General features: G+C 70.2%; 21 protein-coding genes. 16 read left to right on the top strand and 5 right to left on the bottom strand.

The genetic code is table 11. The annotated features are described in order from the left end of the window. Window positions 1-4: 4 nt before the first annotated feature. Complete coding sequence (locus GUI43_RS03970) at window positions 5-1465, bottom strand: SDR family oxidoreductase (protein ID WP_112697997.1); 1461 nt, start codon at window positions 1463-1465, stop codon at window positions 5-7. A 35-nt stretch (window positions 1466-1500) separates the two neighbouring features. On the opposite strand from GUI43_RS03970, the gene glyA reads away from it, so the two are divergent. The 13 genes from glyA (at window position 1501) to GUI43_RS03905 (ending at window position 12496) form a co-directional block, all read left to right on the top strand. Then, complete coding sequence (glyA, locus tag GUI43_RS03965; RefSeq protein WP_112584019.1) at window positions 1501-2790, top strand: serine hydroxymethyltransferase; 1290 nt, start codon at window positions 1501-1503, stop codon at window positions 2788-2790. Continuing rightward, entirely contained in the window at window positions 2783-3208 is a 426-nt protein-coding gene (locus GUI43_RS03960; RefSeq protein WP_181518390.1) for an ATP synthase subunit I, read from the top strand. Before glyA ends, GUI43_RS03960 begins: the two co-directional genes overlap by 8 nt. A 181-nt stretch (window positions 3209-3389) precedes the next feature. Beyond that, entirely contained in the window at window positions 3390-3626 is a 237-nt protein-coding gene (locus GUI43_RS03955; protein ID WP_091405894.1) for an AtpZ/AtpI family protein, read from the top strand. 11 nt (window positions 3627-3637) lie between these two features. Then, window positions 3638-4435 (top strand): F0F1 ATP synthase subunit A, encoded by a 798-nt coding sequence (atpB, locus tag GUI43_RS03950; RefSeq protein WP_112584020.1) that lies wholly within the window; start codon window positions 3638-3640, stop codon window positions 4433-4435. A 65-nt stretch (window positions 4436-4500) separates the two neighbouring features. Next, window positions 4501-4734 (top strand): ATP synthase F0 subunit C, encoded by a 234-nt coding sequence (locus GUI43_RS03945; protein WP_091405890.1) that lies wholly within the window; start codon window positions 4501-4503, stop codon window positions 4732-4734. Window positions 4735-4766: 32 nt separating this feature from the next. Then, complete coding sequence (locus GUI43_RS03940) at window positions 4767-5306, top strand: F0F1 ATP synthase subunit B (protein ID WP_112584053.1); 540 nt, start codon at window positions 4767-4769, stop codon at window positions 5304-5306. Then, window positions 5306-6127, top strand: a complete 822-nt coding sequence (locus GUI43_RS03935; protein ID WP_112601149.1) for a F0F1 ATP synthase subunit delta — start codon at window positions 5306-5308, stop codon at window positions 6125-6127. The genes GUI43_RS03940 and GUI43_RS03935 overlap by 1 nt, the downstream gene beginning before the upstream one ends. A 141-nt stretch (window positions 6128-6268) precedes the next feature. Continuing rightward, window positions 6269-7921, top strand: coding sequence for a F0F1 ATP synthase subunit alpha (atpA, locus tag GUI43_RS03930; RefSeq protein WP_091405887.1), 1653 nt, complete (start codon window positions 6269-6271; stop codon window positions 7919-7921). A gap of 4 nt (window positions 7922-7925) precedes the next feature. After that, window positions 7926-8855: a F0F1 ATP synthase subunit gamma gene (locus GUI43_RS03925; protein WP_112584022.1), complete on the top strand. Its 930-nt coding sequence runs from the start codon at window positions 7926-7928 to the stop codon at window positions 8853-8855. Beyond that, window positions 8855-10291 carry a F0F1 ATP synthase subunit beta gene (gene atpD, locus GUI43_RS03920; protein WP_112584023.1) on the top strand — a complete coding sequence of 479 codons (1437 nt, stop codon included), beginning with the start codon at window positions 8855-8857 and terminating at the stop codon, window positions 10289-10291. Before GUI43_RS03925 ends, atpD begins: the two co-directional genes overlap by 1 nt. Window positions 10292-10515: 224 nt before the next feature. Continuing rightward, a complete protein-coding gene (locus tag GUI43_RS03915; protein WP_112601150.1) occupies window positions 10516-11658 on the top strand; it encodes an LCP family protein in 1143 nt (380 codons plus the stop codon). 88 nt (window positions 11659-11746) lie between these two features. After that, the gene (locus tag GUI43_RS03910) at window positions 11747-12028 is read left to right on the top strand and encodes a F0F1 ATP synthase subunit epsilon (protein ID WP_112584025.1); all 282 of its coding nucleotides are present in this window, start codon (window positions 11747-11749) and stop codon (window positions 12026-12028) included. A gap of 12 nt (window positions 12029-12040) precedes the next feature. Beyond that, window positions 12041-12496: a DUF2550 domain-containing protein gene (locus GUI43_RS03905; protein WP_112584026.1), complete on the top strand. Its 456-nt coding sequence runs from the start codon at window positions 12041-12043 to the stop codon at window positions 12494-12496. Between the two features lie 719 nt (window positions 12497-13215). On the opposite strand, the gene GUI43_RS03900 is transcribed toward GUI43_RS03905, so the two are convergent. Then, window positions 13216-13788, bottom strand: coding sequence for a cob(I)yrinic acid a,c-diamide adenosyltransferase (locus GUI43_RS03900; RefSeq protein ID WP_091405871.1), 573 nt, complete (start codon window positions 13786-13788; stop codon window positions 13216-13218). Here GUI43_RS03900 and murA point away from each other — a divergent pair. Continuing rightward, the gene (gene murA, locus GUI43_RS03895; RefSeq protein WP_112584027.1) at window positions 13787-15229 is read left to right on the top strand and encodes a UDP-N-acetylglucosamine 1-carboxyvinyltransferase; all 1443 of its coding nucleotides are present in this window, start codon (window positions 13787-13789) and stop codon (window positions 15227-15229) included. The genes GUI43_RS03900 and murA overlap by 2 nt on opposite strands. 94 nt (window positions 15230-15323) lie before the next feature. Continuing rightward, complete coding sequence (locus tag GUI43_RS03890) at window positions 15324-16172, top strand: 3-hydroxyacyl-CoA dehydrogenase family protein (RefSeq protein WP_110561611.1); 849 nt, start codon at window positions 15324-15326, stop codon at window positions 16170-16172. Window positions 16173-16216: 44 nt separating this feature from the next. Here GUI43_RS03890 and GUI43_RS03885 read toward each other — a convergent pair whose 3' ends face one another. From GUI43_RS03885 to GUI43_RS03875, 3 genes are read right to left on the bottom strand one after another with little or no spacing between them, the layout of a single operon-like run. Next, window positions 16217-17029: an alpha/beta hydrolase gene (locus GUI43_RS03885; protein ID WP_112697996.1), complete on the bottom strand. Its 813-nt coding sequence runs from the start codon at window positions 17027-17029 to the stop codon at window positions 16217-16219. A 48-nt stretch (window positions 17030-17077) separates the two neighbouring features. After that, on the bottom strand, window positions 17078-17923 hold the full coding sequence (locus GUI43_RS03880; protein ID WP_112584029.1) for an ABC transporter permease: 846 nt from the start codon (window positions 17921-17923) through the stop codon (window positions 17078-17080). Next, window positions 17920-18771, bottom strand: a complete 852-nt coding sequence (locus GUI43_RS03875; RefSeq protein WP_112697995.1) for an ABC transporter ATP-binding protein — start codon at window positions 18769-18771, stop codon at window positions 17920-17922. Before GUI43_RS03875 ends, GUI43_RS03880 begins: the two co-directional genes overlap by 4 nt. Before the next feature lie 150 nt (window positions 18772-18921). Here GUI43_RS03875 and GUI43_RS03870 point away from each other — a divergent pair, with 150 nt between their 5' ends. Further along, window positions 18922-20928: an ethylmalonyl-CoA mutase gene (locus tag GUI43_RS03870; protein WP_112697994.1), complete on the top strand. Its 2007-nt coding sequence runs from the start codon at window positions 18922-18924 to the stop codon at window positions 20926-20928. The last annotated feature ends 55 nt before the right edge of the window (window positions 20929-20983 follow it).

The raw sequence follows: 20983 nt of genomic DNA, 5'->3' as shown, positions 1-20983 counted from the left end.
GCGGTCAGCGGGGTTGTTCGGCGTTGCGGGCTATGTTGCGGGCCATTCCGCCGAAGACCACCGCGTGGAACGGGGCCACCGACTTCCAGTAGGCGTGCCCCGGCAGGCCGCGCGGCAGGAAGACGGCGCGTTGCTGGTAGCGGCTGCGGCCGTCGTCGGCCGGCAGTACCCGCATTTCCAGCCAGGCCCGGCCGGGTAGCCGCATCTCGGCGCGCAGTCGCAGCAACTCGCCCGGGACGATCTCCTCGACCCGCCAGAAGTCCAGCGCCTCGCCGACCTGGAGGCGGTGCGGGTCGCGTCGGCCCCGGCGCAGCCCGACCCCGCCGACCAGCCGGTCCAGCCAGCCGCGGATCGACCAGGCGAGGGGGAACGAGTACCAGCCGTGTTCGCCGCCGACGCCCTCGACGACCCGCCAGAGCGCCGCGGGTGGCGCGTCCACCGTCCGCTCCCGGACGTCGGTGTAGGCGGTGCCACCGGACCACACCGGGTCGGTGGGCAGCGGCTCGGCGGGTGCGTCCGGGCCGCTCGCGGTCGACCAGCGGGTCTCCACCTGGGCGTCGCGCACCTTGGTCAGCGCCAGCGCCACCGCGTCGTCGAAGCCGGTCAGCCCACCCGGCGGGTCCGGGACGTAGCGGGCGATGTCGTGTTCGTCCGCTACCGCCTCCTGGATCAGGCTCTCCACCAGCGGGCGGGCGATCTTGTTCGGCACCGGGGTGATCAGACCGACCCAGTGCGAGGAGAGCGACGGGGTGAGCACCCGGACCGGCACGATGATCCGCCGGCGCAGCCCGGCCACCCGGGCGTAGCGCTGCATCATCTCGCTGAAGGTGAGCACGTCCGGTCCGCCGATGTCGAAGCCCCGGTTGACCTCCTCCGGCAGGGCGGTGCAGCCGACCAGGTAGCTCAGCACGTCGCGGACCGCGATCGGCTGGATCCGGTTGCCTACCCAGCGTGGCGTGATCATGGCCGGTAGCCGCTCGGTCAGGTACCGCAGCATCTCGAACGACGCCGAGCCGGACCCGATGATCACCGCGGCGCGGAGCACCGCCGTTGGCACCCCGCTGCCCAGCAGGATCCGGCCCACCTCGGCCCGGGAGCGCAGGTGCGGCGAGGGGACCGCGTCGGTCGCCGGCAACGGACCGCCCAGGTAGACGATCCGCCGTACGCCGGCCGCGCGCGCCGCCGCCGCGAAGTTGGTCGCCGCCGTTCGGTCGACCGCCTCGAAGTCGGACCGGCCCAACGAGTGCACCAGGAAGTACGCGACGTCCACGTCGGCGAATGCGGCGGCCAGCGTCTCCGGTCGGCTCAGGTCTCCTTCGACGATTTCGGCCGCCGAGGCCCAGGGCACGTCGCGCAGCCGCACCGCCTTGCGGGCGAGGCAACGCACGGTGTGCCCGTCGGCGAGCAGCAGCGGCGTCAGCCGCCCGCCGATGTAGCCGGTCGCTCCGGTGACGAGGCATCTCACAGGTCCCAGTCTGGGGCCACCTAGACTCGTTTGCTGTGGAGACCGAGACGAGCACCTTCTGGGGGCCTGATTTCGCGCAGCTCAGGGCCACCGACCCGGAGATCGCCGGGGTGGTCCTCGGCGAGTTGGACCGGTTGCGCGGCGGGTTGCAGCTCATCGCCAGCGAGAACCTGACCTCGCCGGCGGTGCTGGCCGCGCTCGGTTCGACGCTGACCAACAAGTACGCCGAGGGTTACCCGGGTCGGCGCTACTACGGCGGCTGCGCCGAGGTGGACCGGGCCGAGGAGATCGGCATCGCCCGGGCCAAGGAGCTCTTCGGGGCCGAGCACGCCAACCTCCAGCCGCACTCCGGGGCGAGCGCCAACCTGGCCGCGTACGCCGCGTTGGTGCAGCCGGGGGACACGGTGCTGGCGATGGACCTGCCGCACGGCGGGCACCTCACCCACGGCAGCCGGGTGAACTTCTCCGGCAAGTGGTTCCACCCGGTCGGCTACCCGGTACGGCCGGACACCGAGCAGATCGACTACGACGAGGTACGGGATCTGGCGCGCGCGCACCGACCCAAGATGATCATCTGTGGGGCCACCGCGTACCCGCGCCTGATCGACTTCGCGCGGTTCCGGGAGATCGCCGACGAGGTCGGCGCGTACCTGATGGTGGACGCGGCGCACTTCATCGGCCTGGTCGCCGGTCGGGCCATCCCGTCCCCGGTGCCGTACGCCGATGTCGTCTGCGCCACCACCCACAAGGTGCTGCGCGGGCCGCGCGGCGGCATGATCCTGTGCCGCGAGTCGCTGGCCCAGCGGATCGACAAGGCCGTCTTCCCGTTCACCCAGGGCGGCCCGCTGATGCACGCGGTCGCCGCCAAGGCGGTCGCGCTGCGCGAGGCCGCCCAGCCGGAGTTCCAGACGTACGCCCGGCAGGTGGTCAGCAACGCCCAGGCGCTCGCCGCCGGGCTGGCCGACGAGGGGATGCGCCCGGTCTCCGGTGGCACCGATACCCACCTCGCCCTGATCGACCTGCGGGAGCTGGGGGTGACCGGCGCCGAGGCCGAGCGTCGCTGCGACGCCGCGTCGATCACCCTGAACAAGAACGCCATCCCGTACGACCCGCAGCCGCCGATGGTGGCCTCCGGCATCCGGGTGGGCACGCCGAGTGTCACCACGCAGGGGATGCGCGAGGGGGAGCTGCGCCAGGTGGCGACGCTGATCGCCCGTGCGGTGCGCACCGATCCCGGTGCTCCGGGCGGGGCCGACGAGTTGACCCGGCTCGGTGCCGAGGTGTCCGAGCTGGTCGCGGCGTTCCCGGCGTACCCCCGTGGCTGAGCCCGGGGTGGTCGAGCCGGACACCGACCGGCGGTGGCGGCTGCGGCACCTGCCGGTGCTGTTGGGCGCGTCGGCGGCGCTCGCCGCGGTCGCCGCGGTGGTGGGCGGGGTGACCGGTGGCGTGACGGCCGCGCTCGGCGCGGCGGTCGGCGTGGGCGTCACGGTGCTCAGCTACACCCTCACCACCGTGGTGCTGGCCCGGGCCGACCAGGTCAACCCGCAGTTGCTGCTGCCGCTCGGGGTGGGCCTGTACGTGCTGAAGTTCAGCCTGCTGGGCGTGGTGCTGGTGGCGGTGGCGTCGACCGGTTGGCCCGGTTTGATCCCTCTCTGCCTCGGCATCGTCGCCGGGGTGGCAGTGTGGACAGCGGTGCACCTCTGGTGGCTGAGCACGGTGCACGCTCGCCGGCCGCGCGGCTGACCTGGCGGTCGTCCCAACCAGCGGACGCGCCGCAATGTGTCGGCCTCCGGTCATTTTCCGACGGGCGGAAGGGGAGTAGCGTGCCCACAGACGACGGCGCCCACGAGAAGCCCACACAACGACGGTTGTGCGGGGGGTGAGGCACAGCCTCGTCTTCCCGGCTGATATCGTTCGCCCCGTCATGGCTGGTGACCAAACCCCCCGTCCCGCCGGTGAACCGGACGATTATCCGTCCGGCGCCGGTCAGGGTTGGACCGCGCTCAGCTACCTCATCGGAGGAATGCTCGTGTGGGGTTTCATCGGCTGGCTGGTCGACCAGTGGCTCGATACCGGTGGCGTCGCCACCGGGATCGGCGTCGTGCTCGGCGTGACCGGGGGGATCATCCTCGTCGTCCGTCGGCTCGGCACGCCTACTTAGGAAGGGACACGGTGTTCGGACAGGCGAACGTTCTGGCAGCGGGCCAGGCGGCATTCCCACCCAGTGTGGACGACTTCTACCTGCCCGCGATCGTGCCCTGGGGTGTGGAGAACGCCCCGTGGTTCACCAAGTTCACGCTGATGATCTGGGTCGCGGTCGGCTTTCTGATCATCTTCTTCCTGGCGACCTATCGGAACCCGAAGTTGGTGCCGACCAAGAAGCAGTGGTTCGCCGAGTCGATCTACGGCTTCGTCCGGAACAACATCTCGGTCGACATGATCGGTCACCAGGGCGTGCGTTTCGCTCCCTACTTCACGACGCTGTTCTGCTTCGTGTTGGTGACGAACGCGTTCGCGATCATTCCGCTCTTCCAGATCTCGCCGAACTCGCACATCGCCTTCCCGGCGATCCTCGCGGTGATCAGCTACGTGCTGTTCAACTACATCGGCATCCGGCACCACGGCTTCGGCAAATACTTCAAGCACGCCCTGATCCCGCCGGCACCGTGGTACATCCTGCCGCTGCTGATCCCGATCGAGGCGTTCTCGACCTTCATCATCCGGCCGTTCTCGCTGGCCGTTCGTCTCTTCGCGAACATGTTCGCCGGCCACATGCTCCTGCTGGTCTTCACGCTCGGCGGCTTCGCGATGCTCAACGCCAACGCCTGGCTGGCGCCGATCTCGGTGGTCTCCTGGGTGATGACCGTGGCGCTGACCCTCCTCGAGGCGCTGGTCATCGTCCTGCAGGCATACGTCTTCACCGTGCTGAGCGCCAGCTACATCCAGGGTGCGCTCGCCGAAGAGCACTGATCCACGCACCAACCGTTGTCGTCCCGCGTGAGAGTCACGCGTGATAACCAGGAGGAACCACACCAATGGACGCTAGCGTTCTCGCCGAGGTCACCGGTAGCACCGCTGCCATCGGCTACGGTCTCGCCGCCATCGGCCCGGGCATCGGCGTTGGCCTGGTCTTCGCCGCCTACATCCAGTCGACCGCCCGGCAGCCCGAGTCGTCGCGCATGACCCTGCCGTACGTCTGGATCGGCTTCGCCGTCATCGAGGCGCTCGCGCTGTTCGGCATCGCCTTCGGCTTCATCTGGGCCGGCTGATCCCGCCCCTTCCGACCGGGAGGTCACCCATGTTGTTCCTCCTCGCCGCCGAGGGTGGTGAGTCAGACCACAACCCGATCATTCCGATCTGGCAGGAGATCGTGGTCGGCACGGTCGCCTTCGCCGTGCTCTGCTTCGTGCTGATGAAGTTCGTCTTCCCGCGCATGGAGCAGACGTTCCAGGCTCGGGTCGACGCGATCGAGGGCGGCATCAAGCGCGCCGAGGCCGCCCAGGCCGAGGCGAACCAGCTGCTCGAGCAGTACCGTGCCCAGCTCGCTGAGGCCCGGACCGACGCCGCCAAGATCCGTGACGACGCGCGGGCCGACGCCGAGGGCATCCGCCAGGACATCCTCGCCAAGGCGCGGGAAGAGTCCGACCGGGTCATCCAGGCGGGCAAGGACGCGCTCGCCGCCGAGCGGGCCACCATCGTGCGCGAGCTGCGCGCGGAGGTCGGCACCATCGCGGTGGACCTGGCCAGCAAGATCGTTGGCGAGTCGCTGGCCGACGAGGCGCGGCGTAAGGGCACCGTCGACCGGTTCCTGAGCGGTCTCGAGAGCACGGGGGCCCGCTGATGCAGGCCGCCAGCCGGGAGTCGTACAAGGCCGGGGCCGAGCGCCTCGACGCGTACGTCCGCGGCACCGACGCGGTCACGGTGGCACACACCGCCAACGACCTGCTCGCCGTTGCCGGGCTGCTGCGGCGCGAGCCGCGGCTGCGCCGGGCCCTCTCGGACCCGGCCCGGTCCGGCGCTGACCGCGCCGAACTGCTCGGCGGGATGCTGCGCGGCAAGATCGGTGACGGCGCGCTCGACCTGCTCGCCGCGCTGGTCTCCGGCCGTTGGTCGGCGCCGTCGGAGTTGCTCGACGGCGTCGAGCGGCTCGGCGTGGAGGCGGCACTGGCCAGCACCGAGGCCTCCGGCGATCTCGGCGAGGTCGAGGACGAGTTGTTCCGCTTCGGGCAGGTCGTCGCCGGCCAGCCCGAGCTCTCGGCGGTGCTGTCCAACCCCGCGGTCCCGGTGGACCGGCGGGGGGTCCTGGTCGGCGAGCTGCTCTCCGGCAAGGCCCACCTGGCCACCGTCCGCCTCATCGAGGTGGCGCTTGCCGGCTTCGGGGGGCGTTCCTTCAGCGGATCGCTGACCCGGCTCGTGGAACTCGCCGCCGAACGGCGGGACCGTCAGGTGGCGTACGTCACCGTGGCGGCCCCGTTGAGTGACGAGGAGGAGCGCCGGCTGGGTGTGAGCCTCGCCGCGATATACGGTCGAGAGGTCTCCGTCAAGCAGACGGTCGACCCCCACGTCCTGGGTGGCGTGAGCGTGCGGGTCGGCTCCGACCTGTACGACGGCACCGTCCTGCGCCGCCTCAACGAGACCCGCAACGCGCTCGCGAAGCGCTGATCGGCTTCGCCGCCCCGCGGCTGAGCGGCTCCGCCGCCCAGCGTCGGGGTGGCTGGACCGCTCAGCGCCCGGATTGACAGACGCCATTCGGACCGGTCGGTACTAGGTATCCCGGGCCCCTGAATTTTAAGGAAGCAGAGGATGGCCGAGCTGACCATCTCGACGGAGGAGATCCGCGGCGCCCTGGAGCGCTACGTCTCTTCCTACTCGTCCGACGTCTCCCGCGAGGAGGTCGGCACCGTCGCCGACACCGGTGACGGTATCGCCCACGTCGAGGGCCTGCCCTCGACCATGACCAACGAGCTCCTGGAGTTCGAGGACGGCACGCTCGGCGTGGCGTTGAACCTCGACGTACGGGAGATCGGTGTCGTCGTTCTCGGTGACTCCGCCAAGCTGGAGGAGGGGCAGCGCGTCAAGCGCACCGAGCGGGTTCTCTCCGTTCCGGTCGGCGACGCCTTCCTCGGCCGCGTGGTGAACGCGCTCGGTGAGCCGATCGACGCGCTCGGCGACATCGCCAACGAGGGCTTCCGCGAGCTGGAGCTGCAGGCTCCGAACGTGATGTCCCGGCAGTCCGTCGACGAGCCGCTGCAGACCGGCATCAAGGCCATCGACGCGATGACCCCGATCGGTCGGGGTCAGCGGCAGCTGATCATCGGTGACCGGAAGACCGGTAAGACGACCGTCGCCCTGGACGCCATCCTCAACCAGCGGGACAACTGGCGCACCGGCGACCCGAAGAAGCAGGTTCGCTGCATCTACGTCGCCATCGGCCAGAAGGCCTCCACGATCGCCTCCATCAAGGGGCAGCTCGAGGAGGCGGGCGCGATGGAGTACACCACCATCGTCGCCTCGCCGGCCTCCGACCCGGCTGGCTTCAAGTACCTCGCCCCGTACACCGGCTCGTCCATCGGGCAGCACTGGATGTACGGCGGCAAGCACGTCCTGATCGTCTTCGACGACCTGAGCAAGCAGGCCGAGGCGTACCGCGCCGTGTCGCTGCTGCTGCGTCGCCCGCCGGGCCGTGAGGCGTACCCGGGTGACGTCTTCTACCTGCACTCCCGCCTGCTGGAGCGCTGCGCGAAGCTCTCCGACGAGCTGGGTGGCGGCTCGATGACCGGTCTGCCGATCATCGAGACGAAGGCCAACGACATCTCGGCCTTCATCCCGACCAACGTCATCTCGATCACCGACGGCCAGATCTTCCTGGAGACCGACCTGTTCAACCAGGGCGTCCGTCCGGCGATCAACGTTGGTACCTCGGTCTCCCGGGTCGGTGGCGCCGCGCAGGTGAAGCCGATGAAGAAGGTCGCCGGTTCGCTGCGGCTCAACCTGGCCCAGTACCGCGAGCTGGAGGCGTTCGCCGCCTTCGCCTCCGACCTGGACCGGGCCTCCCGGGCTCAGCTGGACCGCGGTTCGCGCCTGGTGGAGCTGCTCAAGCAGCCGAACTACTCGCCGTTCCCGGTGCAGGAGCAGGTCGTCTCGGTCTGGGCCGGCACCGAGGGCAAGCTGGACGACATTCCGGTGGGCGAGGTCCGGCGCTTCGAGTCGGAGTTCCTCCAGTACCTGCGGCACAAGCACCAGGGTGTGCTGGCCGGCATCGCCGACAACCAGTGGAACGATGACATCATCGGCTCGCTGGACAGCGCGATCGCCGAGTTCAAGCAGGTCTTCCTCGGCAAGGAGGACGAGCGCAAGGTCAACGACGCGCCGGCCGCGCCGCTTGAGGGCGACGAGAACCGCGAGACGGTGACCCGCTTCCGCGACGGCGCGACCGACCGCCCGGCCGAGAGCTGATCCCGTGGCGGCCCAGGTACGCGTTCTTCGTCAACGGATCCGCTCGGCGAAGTCGATGAAGAAGATCACCAAGGCGATGGAGCTCGTGGCGACGAGCCGGATCGCCAAGGCTCAGGCCCGGGTGCAGGCGTCCCTGCCGTACGCCCAGGCCATCACCGGTGTGCTCACGGCGCTGGCGTCCAACGCGCGGATCGACCACCCGCTGCTCACCCCGCGTGAGCGGGTGCGGCGGGCCGGCGTCCTGTTGGTCACCAGCGACCGTGGCCTGGCCGGCGGTTACAGCTCCAACGCGATCAGGATGGCGGAGTCGCTGATCGCGCGGCTCAAGGCGGACGGCAAGGAGCCGGTGCTCTACGTCATCGGGCGTAAGGGCGTCGGGTTCTACCGGTTCCGCGAGCGGCCGATCGAGGCGAACTGGACCGGCTTCAGCGAGCAGCCGTCGTTCGAGGACGCCCGTACCGTTGGTGAGACGCTGATCAAGGCGTTCACCGCCGGTGCGGACGACGTCGACGGCGGTGCCGGAGCGGACGGGGTGCTCGGCGTCGACGAGTTGCACATCGTCTACACCGAGTTCCACTCGCTCATGACGCAGAGCCCGGTCACCAAGGTCATCGGTCCGATGCAGGTGGAGGACCGGCCGCGCTCCGAGGGGTTGCTGCCGGCGTACGAGTTCGAGCCGGAGGCGGAGGCGCTGCTCGACGCGCTCCTGCCGAGGTACATCAACACGCGGATCTACGCGGCGTTGATCGAGTCGGCGGCGAGTGAGTCGGCGTCGCGTCGGCGGGCGATGAAGAGCGCCACCGACAACGCCGAAGAGATGATCGAGAAGTACACGCGCGAGATGAACTCGGCTCGCCAGGCCGGGATCACCCAGGAGATCAGCGAGATCGTCGGCGGCGCCAACGCGCTGGCCGCGTCGGGAAGTGAAGTGTGATGACTGCACCAGTAGAGACCAAGACGGCCACGGGTCGCGTGGTCCGGGTCATCGGCCCGGTCGTCGACGCCGAATTCCCGCGCGACGCCATGCCGCCCCTGTTCAACGCCTTGAACGTGAAGGTGAACCTGTCCGGCGGTGAGAAGACGCTGACCCTGGAGGTTGCCCAGCACCTGGGTGACAACCTGGTCCGTGCCATCTCGATGCAGCCGACCGACGGCCTGGTCCGTGGCGCCGAGGTGCGCGACCGCGGCGAGCCGATCACGGTGCCGGTGGGCGACGCGGTCAAGGGCAAGGTGTTCAACGCGATCGGCGAGGTGCTCAACCTCGCCGAGGGCGAGACGTTCGAGGCCGACGACCGGTGGGGCATCCACCGCAAGGCCCCGGCCTTCGCGGACCTTGAGCCGAAGACCGAGATGCTGGAGACCGGCATCAAGGTCATCGACCTGCTCGCCCCGTACGTCAAGGGCGGCAAGATCGGCCTGTTCGGCGGCGCGGGCGTGGGCAAGACGGTGCTCATCCAGGAGATGATCACGCGGGTCGCCCGCAACTTCGGTGGTACCTCGGTCTTCGCCGGCGTGGGTGAGCGCACCCGTGAGGGCAACGACCTCATCGCCGAGATGACCGAGTCCGGCGTCATCGACAAGACCGCGCTGGTCTACGGCCAGATGGACGAGCCGCCGGGCACCCGGCTGCGGGTGGCGCTCTCCGCGCTGACCATGGCCGAGTACTTCCGGGACGTGAAGAAGCAGGAGGTGCTGCTCTTCATCGACAACATCTTCCGCTTCACGCAGGCCGGTTCGGAGGTGTCCACCCTGCTCGGCCGTATGCCGAGCGCCGTGGGTTACCAGCCGACCCTGGCCGACGAGATGGGCGAGCTCCAGGAGCGGATCACCTCCGTCCGGGGCCAGGCCATCACGTCCATGCAGGCGATCTACGTGCCGGCGGACGACTACACCGACCCCGCCCCGGCCACCACGTTCGCCCACCTGGACGCGACCACCAACCTGGAGCGGTCGATCTCCGACAAGGGCATCTACCCGGCCGTGGACCCGCTGGCGTCCTCGTCCCGGATCCTCGCCCCGGAGTTCGTCGGCAACGAGCACTTCCAGGTTGCCACCGAGGTGAAGCGGATCCTGCAGCGTTACCGCGACCTGCAGGACATCATCGCCATCCTCGGCATCGAGGAGCTCTCCGAGGAAGACAAGATCACCGTGCAGCGCGCGCGGCGGATCGAGCGCTTCCTCTCGCAGAACACCTACGCGGCGGAGCAGTTCACCGGCGTGCCGGGCTCGACGGTCCCGATCAAGGAGACCATCGAGGCGTTCCGCAAGATCAGCGAGGGTGAGTACGATCACTTCCCCGAGCAGGCGTTCTTCATGTGCGGCGGTCTCGAGGACCTGGAGCGCAAGGCTGAGGAGCTGATGAAGAGCTGACCCAGCTCTCGTCCGACCCGTAGCAAAAAGACTGCCCCGGCAATGCCGGGGCAGTCTTTTGTTCATGTTCGCGTCCTACCATCGTCGCGGTCCGTTACTCGTGGTCGTCACTCCGGAGGGTCCCGAGCTACGGTTCGTTCCGCGCTCACGTGAACGAGCGTTGATCTTTGCAACCTTTCGACGACGTGCGCCCGTCTTCTTCGTCGTGGGCGTAACGAACGGAGCTGCTCGTGGGTAAGGCCGGCAAGAGTGGCCGCAAGCCGTCCATCTGGCGAGGCGTGCCGCGGTGGGCCAGGATCTGCACGGTGTTCGGCACCGTGCTGACCGTGCTCAGCGGCGCCGTGCTGGTCGGCACCGAGGTGCTCATGGCCCGCTACGAGGGGTCCGTCGGCAAGGCCGACCTCTTCGGCGACCAGGCGGCGGGCGCCCAGGTGAAGAAGAGTGACATCAAGGGTCCGCTCAACATCCTGCTCGTCGGCATCGACCCGCGTACGCCGACGGCCGCGCCGCTGGCCGACTCGATCATGGTGCTGCACGTGCCGGCCTCGATGGACCGGGCCTACCTGTTCTCGCTGCCCCGCGACCTCTACGTGCGGATCCCGGCGTTCAAGCGGGCCGACTTCCCGGGCGAGACCACGAAGATCAACGCCGCGATGTCGTTCGGCAGCAAGGTGCCGGGGGCCAACCCGGACGCGGCACGGGGCTTCGAGCTGTTGGCCACCACGGTGCAGAACGTGACCGGCATCAAGCGCTTCGACGCCGGCGCGATCATCAACTTCACCGGCTTCCAGAAGATCGTCGACGCCATGGGCGGTGTCGACATGTACATCGAGCGCGACGTGAAGTCCGAGCACAAGCAGCCGGACGGCAAGGCGCGGCCGGGCAACACCCGTGGTGAGGGCTACGTCGGCCCGCAGGCGCTCTACAAGAAGGGCAACCGGCACCTGAGTGGGTGGCAGGCGCTGGACTACGTCCGGCAGCGCTACCCGAAGAACGGCGTTCCGGATTCCGACTACGGCCGGCAGCGCCACCAGCAGCAGTTCGTCAAGGCCATGGTCGGTCAGGCGTTCAGCGCCGACGTGGTGTCCAACCCGATCAAGCTGGACAAGGTGCTCCGCGCCGCCGGCCAGTCGTTGATCTTCAGCGGCCGGGGCAACAGCGTTGTGGACTTCGGGCTCGCCCTGAAGGACATCCGCCCGAACACCATCGAGATGATCAAGCTGCCCGGTGGCGGGGTTTTCGAGGGTAGTAAGTACCTGGGCGAGCAGTTCCAGGAGGGTGTTCCGGACTTCTTCACCGCTCTGCACAACGAGCAACTGGACCCGTTCCTGCTGGAGCACCCGGAATTCGTCAACAAGGCCAAGTAGTCAGGTCGGCGTTGTCCCCACCCGCGTTGGGCGCGCCGCGTCGTCAGGCTAGACTTTCGGCAATCCGTAGCCGCAGCAAGGAGACAGCGTGGCACAGCAGCTTCACGTCGAGCTCGTCGCCGTCGAGGAGAAGGTCTGGTCCGGTGACGCCGAGATGGTCGTCGCCCGGACGACCGAAGGCGAGCTCGGTGTCCTGCCGGGGCACGCGCCGCTACTCGGCCAGCTCGCCGAGCCCGGCCAGGTACGCATCAAGCTCGCCGGCGGCGAGCAGGTCGCCTACGACGTGGCCGGCGGCTTCCTCTCGGTGAGCGCCGACGGTGTCACCGTGCTGGCCGAGAGCGCAACCCCGGTCTCCGCGCAGAGCCGCTGAGCCACACCGGGGATGGAGATCGTCGAAGGATTCGGAATCGGCGTTGTCGTCATCCTCGGCGCGCTTCTGACACTCTTCGTCCGGCGAGCTCTGGTCACCCGCAGCGGTGGCATCATCCGACTCAGCGTCCGGGTCTCCACCATGCTCGACGGCCGCGGCTGGTCGCCCGGCTTCGGCCGGTTCGCCGGTGACGAGCTGCGCTGGTACCGGATGTTCAGCTTCGCGATCCGGCCCAAGCGGGTGCTCTCCCGCAAGGGGCTGGCCGTGGAGCGCCGCCGGTTGCCCGAAGGTCAGGAACGGTTCTCCATGCCGGCCGACTGGGTGATCCTCCGCTGTACCAGTAACCACGCACCGGTGGAGATCGCCATGGCGCGATCGACAGTGACCGGTTTTCTCTCCTGGCTCGAGGCCGCCCCTCCGGGGGCGGTCTCGCCGCGTATGGCCTCCCAGGACTGGCCGGCTGCCTGATCGGCTCTTCTGTGGTTGCTCTTGGCTTCTGTGGTCGCTCTTGGGGTTTCCGGGGGAGCCCGCCCGGCTCCGGGCGGTCAGGCTTGATCCCTGCGCCGGGCGGGCTCCCCCGGAAACCCTTCGTTGGGCACTGTCCGCCGGCTCGCGGCGGGCTTTGATCACCTGCCGTTACCGATGCGGCTGAGTCCTGCCTCCTCGGTTCGCGCATCGCGCCGGCCTCCGCGCATCGCGCCGGCCTCCGCGCATCGCGCCGGCCTCCGCGCATCGCGCCGGCCTCCGCGCATCGCGCCGGCCTCCGCGCATCGCGCCGGCCTCCGCGCATCGCGCCGGCCTCCGCGCATCGCGCCGGCCTCCGCGCATCGCGCCGGCCTCCGCGCATCGCGCCGGCCTCCGCGCATCGCGCCGGCCTCCGCGCATCGCGCCGGCCTCCGCGCATCGCGCCGGCCTCCGCGCATCGCGCCGGCCTCCGCGCATCGCGCCGGGCTGCGCGGCTAGCGCGTCGGGCTGGTGATCGACTCGGTTTTCTTGATGCCGGGGTGTTCTGGTGGCTGGGATGGCCCGACATCAAGGAACCGGAGTTGATCTAGGCGCTGGTCGGCCGGGCTCGCCGAGGAGTCAGGGTGCTGATCGGCCTGGCTCGTGGAGGAGGCGGCCCTGGCTACGCGTGGTGGCGGGCAGAGTGGGAAACCAGACCTCGACGTGGTGCGGAGCGCCGACGTTCAGCGCTTGCCGCCCGGCACCCATAGCACGTCTCCTGCCGGATTTGCCGTTCTTGACAGGATAAAGAGCAGATCGGAGAGCCGGTTGAGATACTTTGCCGGGAGCGTGCTGGTTCGTTCCGGATCGTGGCTGACCAGCGCCCACGCTGCCCGTTCGGCACGCCGGGCGACGGTCCGCGCCACGTGCAGCAGCGCCGCACCTGCGGTGCCGCCGGGGAGGATGAAGGAGTCGAGCTTGCTCAGGCGTGCGTTGTACTCGTCGCACCAGCCCTCCAGGCGCTCGACGTACTCCTCGGTCACCCGCAGCGGCGGGTACTTCGGCTCCGGCTCGACCGGGGTTGACAGGTCGGCGCCGACGTCGAACAGGTCGTTCTGCACCGACCCCAGCACGCCGCGAAGCTCCTCGTCGAGGTTCCCCAGCGCGAGCGCGACGCCGATCGCCGCGTTGCACTCGTCGACATCCGCGTACGCGGCGATCCGTGGATCGGTCTTCGGCACCTGCTCGTTGTTGCTCAGCCTGGTCATGCCGGCGTCGCCGGCCTTGGTGTAGATGCGCGTGAGGTGGACGGCCATGACGCACAGCCTACGGATTCCCGACCTGACGATCCCGGCGCGGCCGGACAGCACCGCCGGCTGGCCGGTGGTGGTGGGCCCCGGCGACGCCGGCGATTCGGCGGTCAACGATGTCGACGTCATCCGGGTACGCGGTGACGCCCGACTGTCCGGCACCGTGCACGTGGTCGGTGCCAAGAACTCGGCGTTGAAGCTGATGGCCGCTGCGCTGCTCGCGCCCGGCCGCAGTGTGATCACCAACGTCCCCCGGATCACCGACATCGCGATCATGGGAGAGGTGCTGCGTCGGCTGGGCTGCGACGTCCAGTTCGACGCGGACGACCCGGTCGACCCGATGGTCGCCCGTGGCGGCGTGGCCCGGTCCCGGTCGGTGACGATCGACGTACCCGAGCAGCCGGGCGCGGAGGCCGACTACGACCTGGTCCGACGGTTGCGCGCGTCGATCTGCGTGCTCGGCCCGTTGCTGGCCCGTCGGGGGTACGTGCGGGTGGCCCATCCCGGCGGCGACGCGATCGGGTCGCGGGGGTTGGACATGCACATCTCCGGGCTGACCCGGATGGGCGCGGAGATCTCCGGTGAGCACGGGTTCGTCATCGCCTCCGCCCCGCACGGGCTGCGTGGCGCGGACATCGTGCTGGATTTCCCCAGCGTCGGCGCGACCGAGAACCTGGTGATGGCGGCGGTGCTGGCCCAGGGCACCACGATGATCGACAACGCGGCCCGGGAGCCGGAGATCGTCGACATCTGCACGATGCTCAACCAGATGGGCGCGCGCATCGTCGGCGCGGGCACGTCGACGTTGCGCATCACCGGTGTGCCCGGACTGCGTCCGGTGCGCCACGCCACGGTGGGGGACCGGATCGTCGCAGGCACCTGGGCGTTCGGCGCGGCGATGACCCGGGGCGACGTGACGGTGACCGGGCTGGACCCGGCCTTCCTGGAGATCGCCCTGGACAAGGTGGTGGCCGCCGGCGCGCTGGTGGAAACCCGGGGAGATGGCTTCCGCGTACGTATGGACGAGCGGCCCCGGGCGGTGGACGTGGTGACGCTGCCGTACCCCGGCTTCGCCACCGATCTGCTGCCGATGGCGATCGGGCTGGCGGCCGTCAGCGACGGCGCCTCCCTGATCACCGAGAACATCTTCGACGGCCGGTTCATGTTCGCCAACGAGATGATGCGGCTCGGCGCGGACATCAAGACCGACGGGCATCACGCTGTGGTCCGGGGCCGGCATCGGCTCTCCGGTGCCCCGGTGCGGGCCACCGACATCCGGGCCGGAGCGGGGTTGATCATCGCTGGGCTCTGCGCGGAGGGGGTCACCGAGGTCTCCCACGTGCATCATGTCGACCGGGGCTACCCGGACTTCGTGGCCGACCTGCGTGCGCTCGGGGTGGCGGTCGAGCGGGGCACCACGCCGGAGGAGCCGGCACTGGAGATCTGAGGGCCCACGACCCGGCCCGACCGCCACTTAGCCATCGTTCAGGCTCGCCGACTAGGGTGCAGGCAGGCACTCAATCGCAGCGAGGGAGAAGCAGATGGCGGGTCGACTCGCGGTCGTCGGGGCCGGGTTGATGGGTTCCGGCATCGCCCAGGTGGCGGCGCAGGCGGGCTGGCAGGTGACGCTGCGCGACCTGGACGACGCGGCCACCACCCGGGGTCTGGGCGGCATTCGGAAGTCACTGGAGAAGTTCGCCGAGAAGGGCAAGATCGAGGCGTCCGAGGTCGAGGCGACGCTGGCTCGGATCACGCCGACCACCGACCTGGAGGCGGCGGCGGACGCGGACATCGTGGTCGAGGCGGTCTTCGAGCGGCTGGAGATCAAGCACGAGGTGTTCCGCGCCCTGGACAAGATCTGCAAGTCGGACGCGGTGCTCGCCACCAACACCTCGGCGATCCCGGTCACCCAGATCGCCGCGGTGACCGAGCGGCCCGAGGCGGTGGTCGGCACCCATTTCTTCTCCCCGGTGCCGATGATGCAGCTCTGCGAGCTGGTGCGCGGTTACAAGACCAGCGACGCCACGCTGGACACCGCGCGGGCCTTCGCCGAGGAGATCGGTAAGACGGTCGTCGTGGTCAACCGGGACATCGCCGGCTTCGTCACCACCCGGCTGATCTCCGCCCTGGTGATGGAGGCGGTCAAGCTGGTCGAGTCCGGGGTGGTGTCCGCGGAGGACCTGGACACCGCCTGCCGGCTGGGCTTCGGGCACGCGATGGGTCCGCTGGCCACCACCGATCTGACCGGCGTGGACGTGCTGCTGCACGCCTCGAAGAACATCTACACCGACACCGCCGACGAGAAGTTCTTCCCGCCGGAGCTGCTCCAGCGCATGGTCACCGCCGGCGACCTGGGCCGCAAGACCGGTAAGGGCTTCTACACCTACTGAGACCGGCAGCTGCGGGGGCCCGTTCGCGGGCCCCCGCGGTCAGCTCAGTTCGGGCCAGGCGGCGCGGCCAGCGCCGCCGCGACGAAGTCGAGGGCAGCGGGTATGACCGAGCCCCAGTACCGGAAGTCGTGCCCGCCGTCGGCGTACTCGGCTCGGGCGGCCGGCTCGGGAAGGGCTCGCTCCAGCGCCTGCACGTCGGCGAGGAAGTCGTCCTGGCGGCCGCACCAGAGGCCCAGCGGAGTGCCGCGCAGCCGGTCGACACCGGCGAAGACGGCATCACCGGACGCGACGGCGGGGGAGAGGGCCGCCACCGCCCGGAGCAGCCCCGGCCAGGTGGCGGCGAGCAACAGCGAGCCGAAGCCCCCCATGGACCAGCCCCAGGCCGCCAGTCGGGTGGCGTCGAAGCCCCGCTCGGAGCACCAGGCCGGCAACTCCTCACGCACCATCCGCTGCGGGTCGTCCCGGCCGGTGGGGCGCCAGGAGAGGCGGTCGCCGGTCGCTCCGGCGAGCACGAACGGCGGCGCGCCCCGACGCACCGCGTCGGTGAGAAAGCGCCCCAGGCCGAGCCCGGGAAAGTCCCGTGCGGTGGTGGACGCGCCGTGCAGCACCAGGCAGACCGGCAACCCCTGACCGTCGCCGTGCCCGTCCGGGACGGCGGTGTAGAAGTCGACCGAGCGGCCACGTGCGGTGGACGGGCGGCTGACCACTCGCTCGTCGCCGGCTGGCGCGTCCGGGGGGACGGGTCGCGTCGGCGACGGGCGGATCAGGTCGCGGGCCGTCCAGCCGACCCCGACCGCCAGCGCCGTCGCCGCTGCCCCTGTGAGCAGGAGCCCGCGCCGGGTCGTTCGAGCGGCCATCGTCAGAGTCTGGCAGCCCCGAGGCGGATCGGGGGCCCCGGAAAGGGGTCAGCCGTCGCGCTTGGTGGTCCAGCGGAAGGTGGTCAGGCAGAGCACCACACCGATCACGCACCACAGGGCCAGCACCACCGCCACCCGGCCCAGCTCGAACGAGCCGCCCGGCTCCTGGGCGCCGAAGCTCTCCGGCAGGAACACCGACCGCAGCCCCTGGCACATCCACTTGAGCGGGAACAGCGCCGCCACCTGCTGCATCCAGGTGGGCAGGTCGGTGAAGACGAAGAACACCCCGGAGATGAACTGGAGCACCAGGGCCACCGGGGTGACCACCGCCGAGCCGCTGCGGGCGGTGCGGGCCAGCGACGAGATCGCGATGCCGCACAGGGTGCACGCGGTCACTCCGAGCACGGCGACCCAGCCGAAGGTGAACCACTTCGCGGCGGTGCCCGGCAGGTCGAGGTCGAACAGCGCCACCGCGACGGCCAGCAGCAGGACCGTCTCGGCGATCCCGATCGCCACCACCATGATCACTTTGCCGGCGAACCAGACCCACTTCGGCATCGGAGTGCCCCGGTAGCGCTTGAGCACGCCCCGGTCCCGTTCGATCGGGATCCAGATGCCGAGGTTCTGGAAGCTCACCGTCATCAGGCCGGTCGCGATCATGCCGGTGATGAAGTACTGGGTGAACTTGACCCCGCCGCCGATCGTGCCGTCGAAGATCGACGCGAAGATCAGGATCATGATGATGGGGAAGCCCATCGTGAAGACCACCGACTCCCGGCTGCGCAGGAACTGGGTGATCTCCAGTCGGCCCTGGCGCAGGGCGAGCGCGCCGGCACCCGGCCGCCGGCCGCGGGTCGCGGTGACCGGCGTCGCCGGCTTCGTCGTGGTCGTCATCGCGCGTGTCCGATCATGGTGAGGTAGACGTCCTCCAGGGTCGGCCGGGTCACCGTGAGCCCGGGGACCTCGCCGCCGTAGCGCGCGGCGAGGTCGGCCACGAAGGCCGTCGGCGTCGCGCTCTGCGCGCTTTCCAGCGTCCCTTCCGGGGTACGCCAGGAGACCGTCGCGAGGGCCTCCTGCCGATTGCCCAGCCGATTGGGCGCGGCGACCTCGACCAGCCGGCCGCCGGCGATCACGCCGACCCGGTCGGCGAGGGCCTCGGCCTCGTCCAGGTAGTGGGTGGTGAGCACGATGGTGGTGCCGGCCGCGGCGAGATCGCGGATCAGCTCCCAGAACTCACGGCGGGCCTCCGGGTCGAAACCGGTGGTCGGCTCGTCGAGGAAGAGCAGCTCGGGACGGCCGATGATGCCCAGGGCCACGTCCAGGCGGCGCTTCTGCCCGCCGGAGAGGGTGTGCGTCCGGGCCTTCGCCTTGTCGGCCAGCCCGACCCGCTCGATCACCTTGTCCGGGTCGTCCGCGTCGGGGTAGAAGCCGGAGAAGTGCCGGATCACCTCGGCCACGGTCAGCTCGTCGAACTCGCCGGTGCCCTGGAGCACGATGCCGACCCGGGACCGCCAGTCAGCGTCCGGGTGGGCGGGGTCCGTGCCGAGCACGGAGACCTCGCCGGCGTCCCGGCGGCGGTAACCCTCCAGGATCTCCACCGTGGTGGTCTTGCCGGCGCCGTTCGGGCCGAGCAACGCGAACACCTCGCCGCGGTGGACGTCCAGATCCACGCCCGCCACCGCCACGTTGTCGCCGTACGCCTTGCGCAGCCCCCGAACGGAGATGGCCAGCTCGTCATCCATGGCGTCAAGTGTGCGCCCTGGCCACAAGGCCTGTTGCCCGGGGTGTGGTGGTCCGCGCCACTGCGCGTACGTGACACCCGGACGTCCCCGACATGGACCTGTGTGGTTTTCCACAGCTCCTTTTACTGAACGGTAACTTAGACTCCGGCCATGGATGAGACGGCATTCCCGGGGCGACTGCCCGAGCGGGACCGCCCGTGGGTGATGCGCACCTACGCCGGCCACTCGTCGGCCGCTGCGACCAACGCCCTCTTCCGCCGCAATCTGGCGAAGGGGCAGACCGGCCTGTCGGTCGCCTTCGACCTGCCCACCCAGACCGGGTACGACCCGGACCACGAACTCGCCTCCGGCGAGGTCGGGCGGGTCGGCGTGCCGGTGGCTCACCTCGGCGACATGCGGGCGCTCTTCGACTGTCTCCCGCTCGCCGACACGAACACCTCGATGACCATCAACGCCCCGGCGATGTGGCTGCTCGCCCTCTACGGCACCGTCGGGCTGGAGCAGGGCGCCGACCTGGCCCGCTGCGCCGGCACCACCCAGAACGACATCATCAAGGAGTACCTGTCCCGGGGTACCTACATCTTTCCGCCGGCGGCGTCGCTGCGGCTCACCGCCGACGTGGTGGCGTACACGCTGCGCGAGATGCCCCGGTGGAACCCGGTCAACATCTGCTCGTACCACCTCCAGGAGGCCGGCGCCACGCCCGTGCAGGAGGTCGGCTTCGCGCTGGCCACCGCGGTCGCCGTGCTCGACGCGGTCCGGGACTCCGGCCAGGTGCCGGCCGAGCGGATGGGTGACGTGGTCCAGCGGATCTCGTTCTTCGTCAACGCCGGGGTGCGCTTCGTCGAGGAGATCGCCAAGATGCGCGCGTTCGGCGTGCTCTGGGACGAGATCACCCGGGACCGGTACGGGGTCACCGACGCCAGACAACGGCGGTTCCGCTACGGGGTGCAGGTCAACTCGCTCGGCCTCACCGAGGCGCAGCCGGAGAACAACATCCAGCGCATCGTGCTGGAGATGCTCGGCGTGACGATGTCCCGCGACGCCCGGGCCCGCGCTGTCCAACTGCCCGCCTGGAACGAGGCGCTCGGCCTGCCCCGCCCGTGGGACCAGCAGTGGTCGCTGCGGATGCAGCAGGTCCTGGCGTACGAGTCGGATCTGCTCGAATATCCCGACCTCTTCGCCGGCTCGCACGTGATGACCGCGCTGGTCGACGAGGTCGTCGCCGGGGCGCGGGTCGAGCTGGACAAGGTGCTGGAGCTGGGCGGCGTCGTTGCCGCCGTGGAGACCGGCTACCTCAAGAGCGCGTTGGTCGCGTCGCTGGCCGAGCGCCGTCGGCGGATGGAGTCCGGTGCCGACGTGGTGGTCGGGGTCAACCGGTACACCGAGACCGAACCCTCCCCGCTGACCGCCGCCGGCGCGGACGCCGTCGAGCAGGTCGATCCCGCGGTCGAGGCGGCCGCCGTGGACGGCGTACGCCGGTGGCGGGCCGACCGGGACGCGACGGTCGTCGACGCGGCGCTGGCCCGGCTGCGCGCGGATGCCGCGACCACCACCAACCTGATGCCGGCCACAGTGGAGTGCGTGCGGGCCGGAGTGACCACCGGCGAGTGGGCCGGCGCGCTGCGCCAGGTCTTCGGCGAGTACCGGGCGCCGACCGGCCTGGCCGGCGCCACCGGCGGCGGTGGGGAGCCGGGCCTCGTGGCGGTCCGCGAGCGGGTCACCGCCACCGCGCGGGAGCTGGGCAGCGGCCGGCTGCGGCTGCTGGTCGGCAAGCCGGGCCTGGACGGGCACTCCAACGGCGCGGAGCAGATCGCGGTACGCGCCCGCGACGCTGGCTTCGAGGTCGTCTACCAGGGCATCCGGTTGACCGCAGGGCAGATCGTCGCCGCCGCCGTCGAGGAGGACGTCGACCTGGTCGGGCTCTCCGTGCTCTCCGGGTCGCACCTGGCCGCCGTGCCCGCGGTGCTCGACGGGCTACGCGCCGCCGGCCGGCCGGACCTGCCGGTGGTGGTGGGCGGCATCATCCCGGCCAGTGACGCGGACACCCTCCGGGCGGCCGGGGTCGCCCGGGTCTTCACCCCGAAGGACTTCGCCCTCACCGGCATCATCGACGACCTGGTGACGGTCATCCGTCACGCCAACGACCTGCCCTGATCGCACGCTGTCCCGGCCGGTCGCCGGCCGACATGGGTCAGCGCCCGGCGTGGGT

The organism is Micromonospora noduli (assembly GCF_003264365.1).
Classification (GTDB): Bacteria; Actinomycetota; Actinomycetes; order Mycobacteriales; family Micromonosporaceae; genus Micromonospora; species Micromonospora noduli.
The sequence above is the reverse complement of the archived record's forward strand: the minus strand, read 5'-3'. Positions and strand labels throughout refer to the sequence as shown.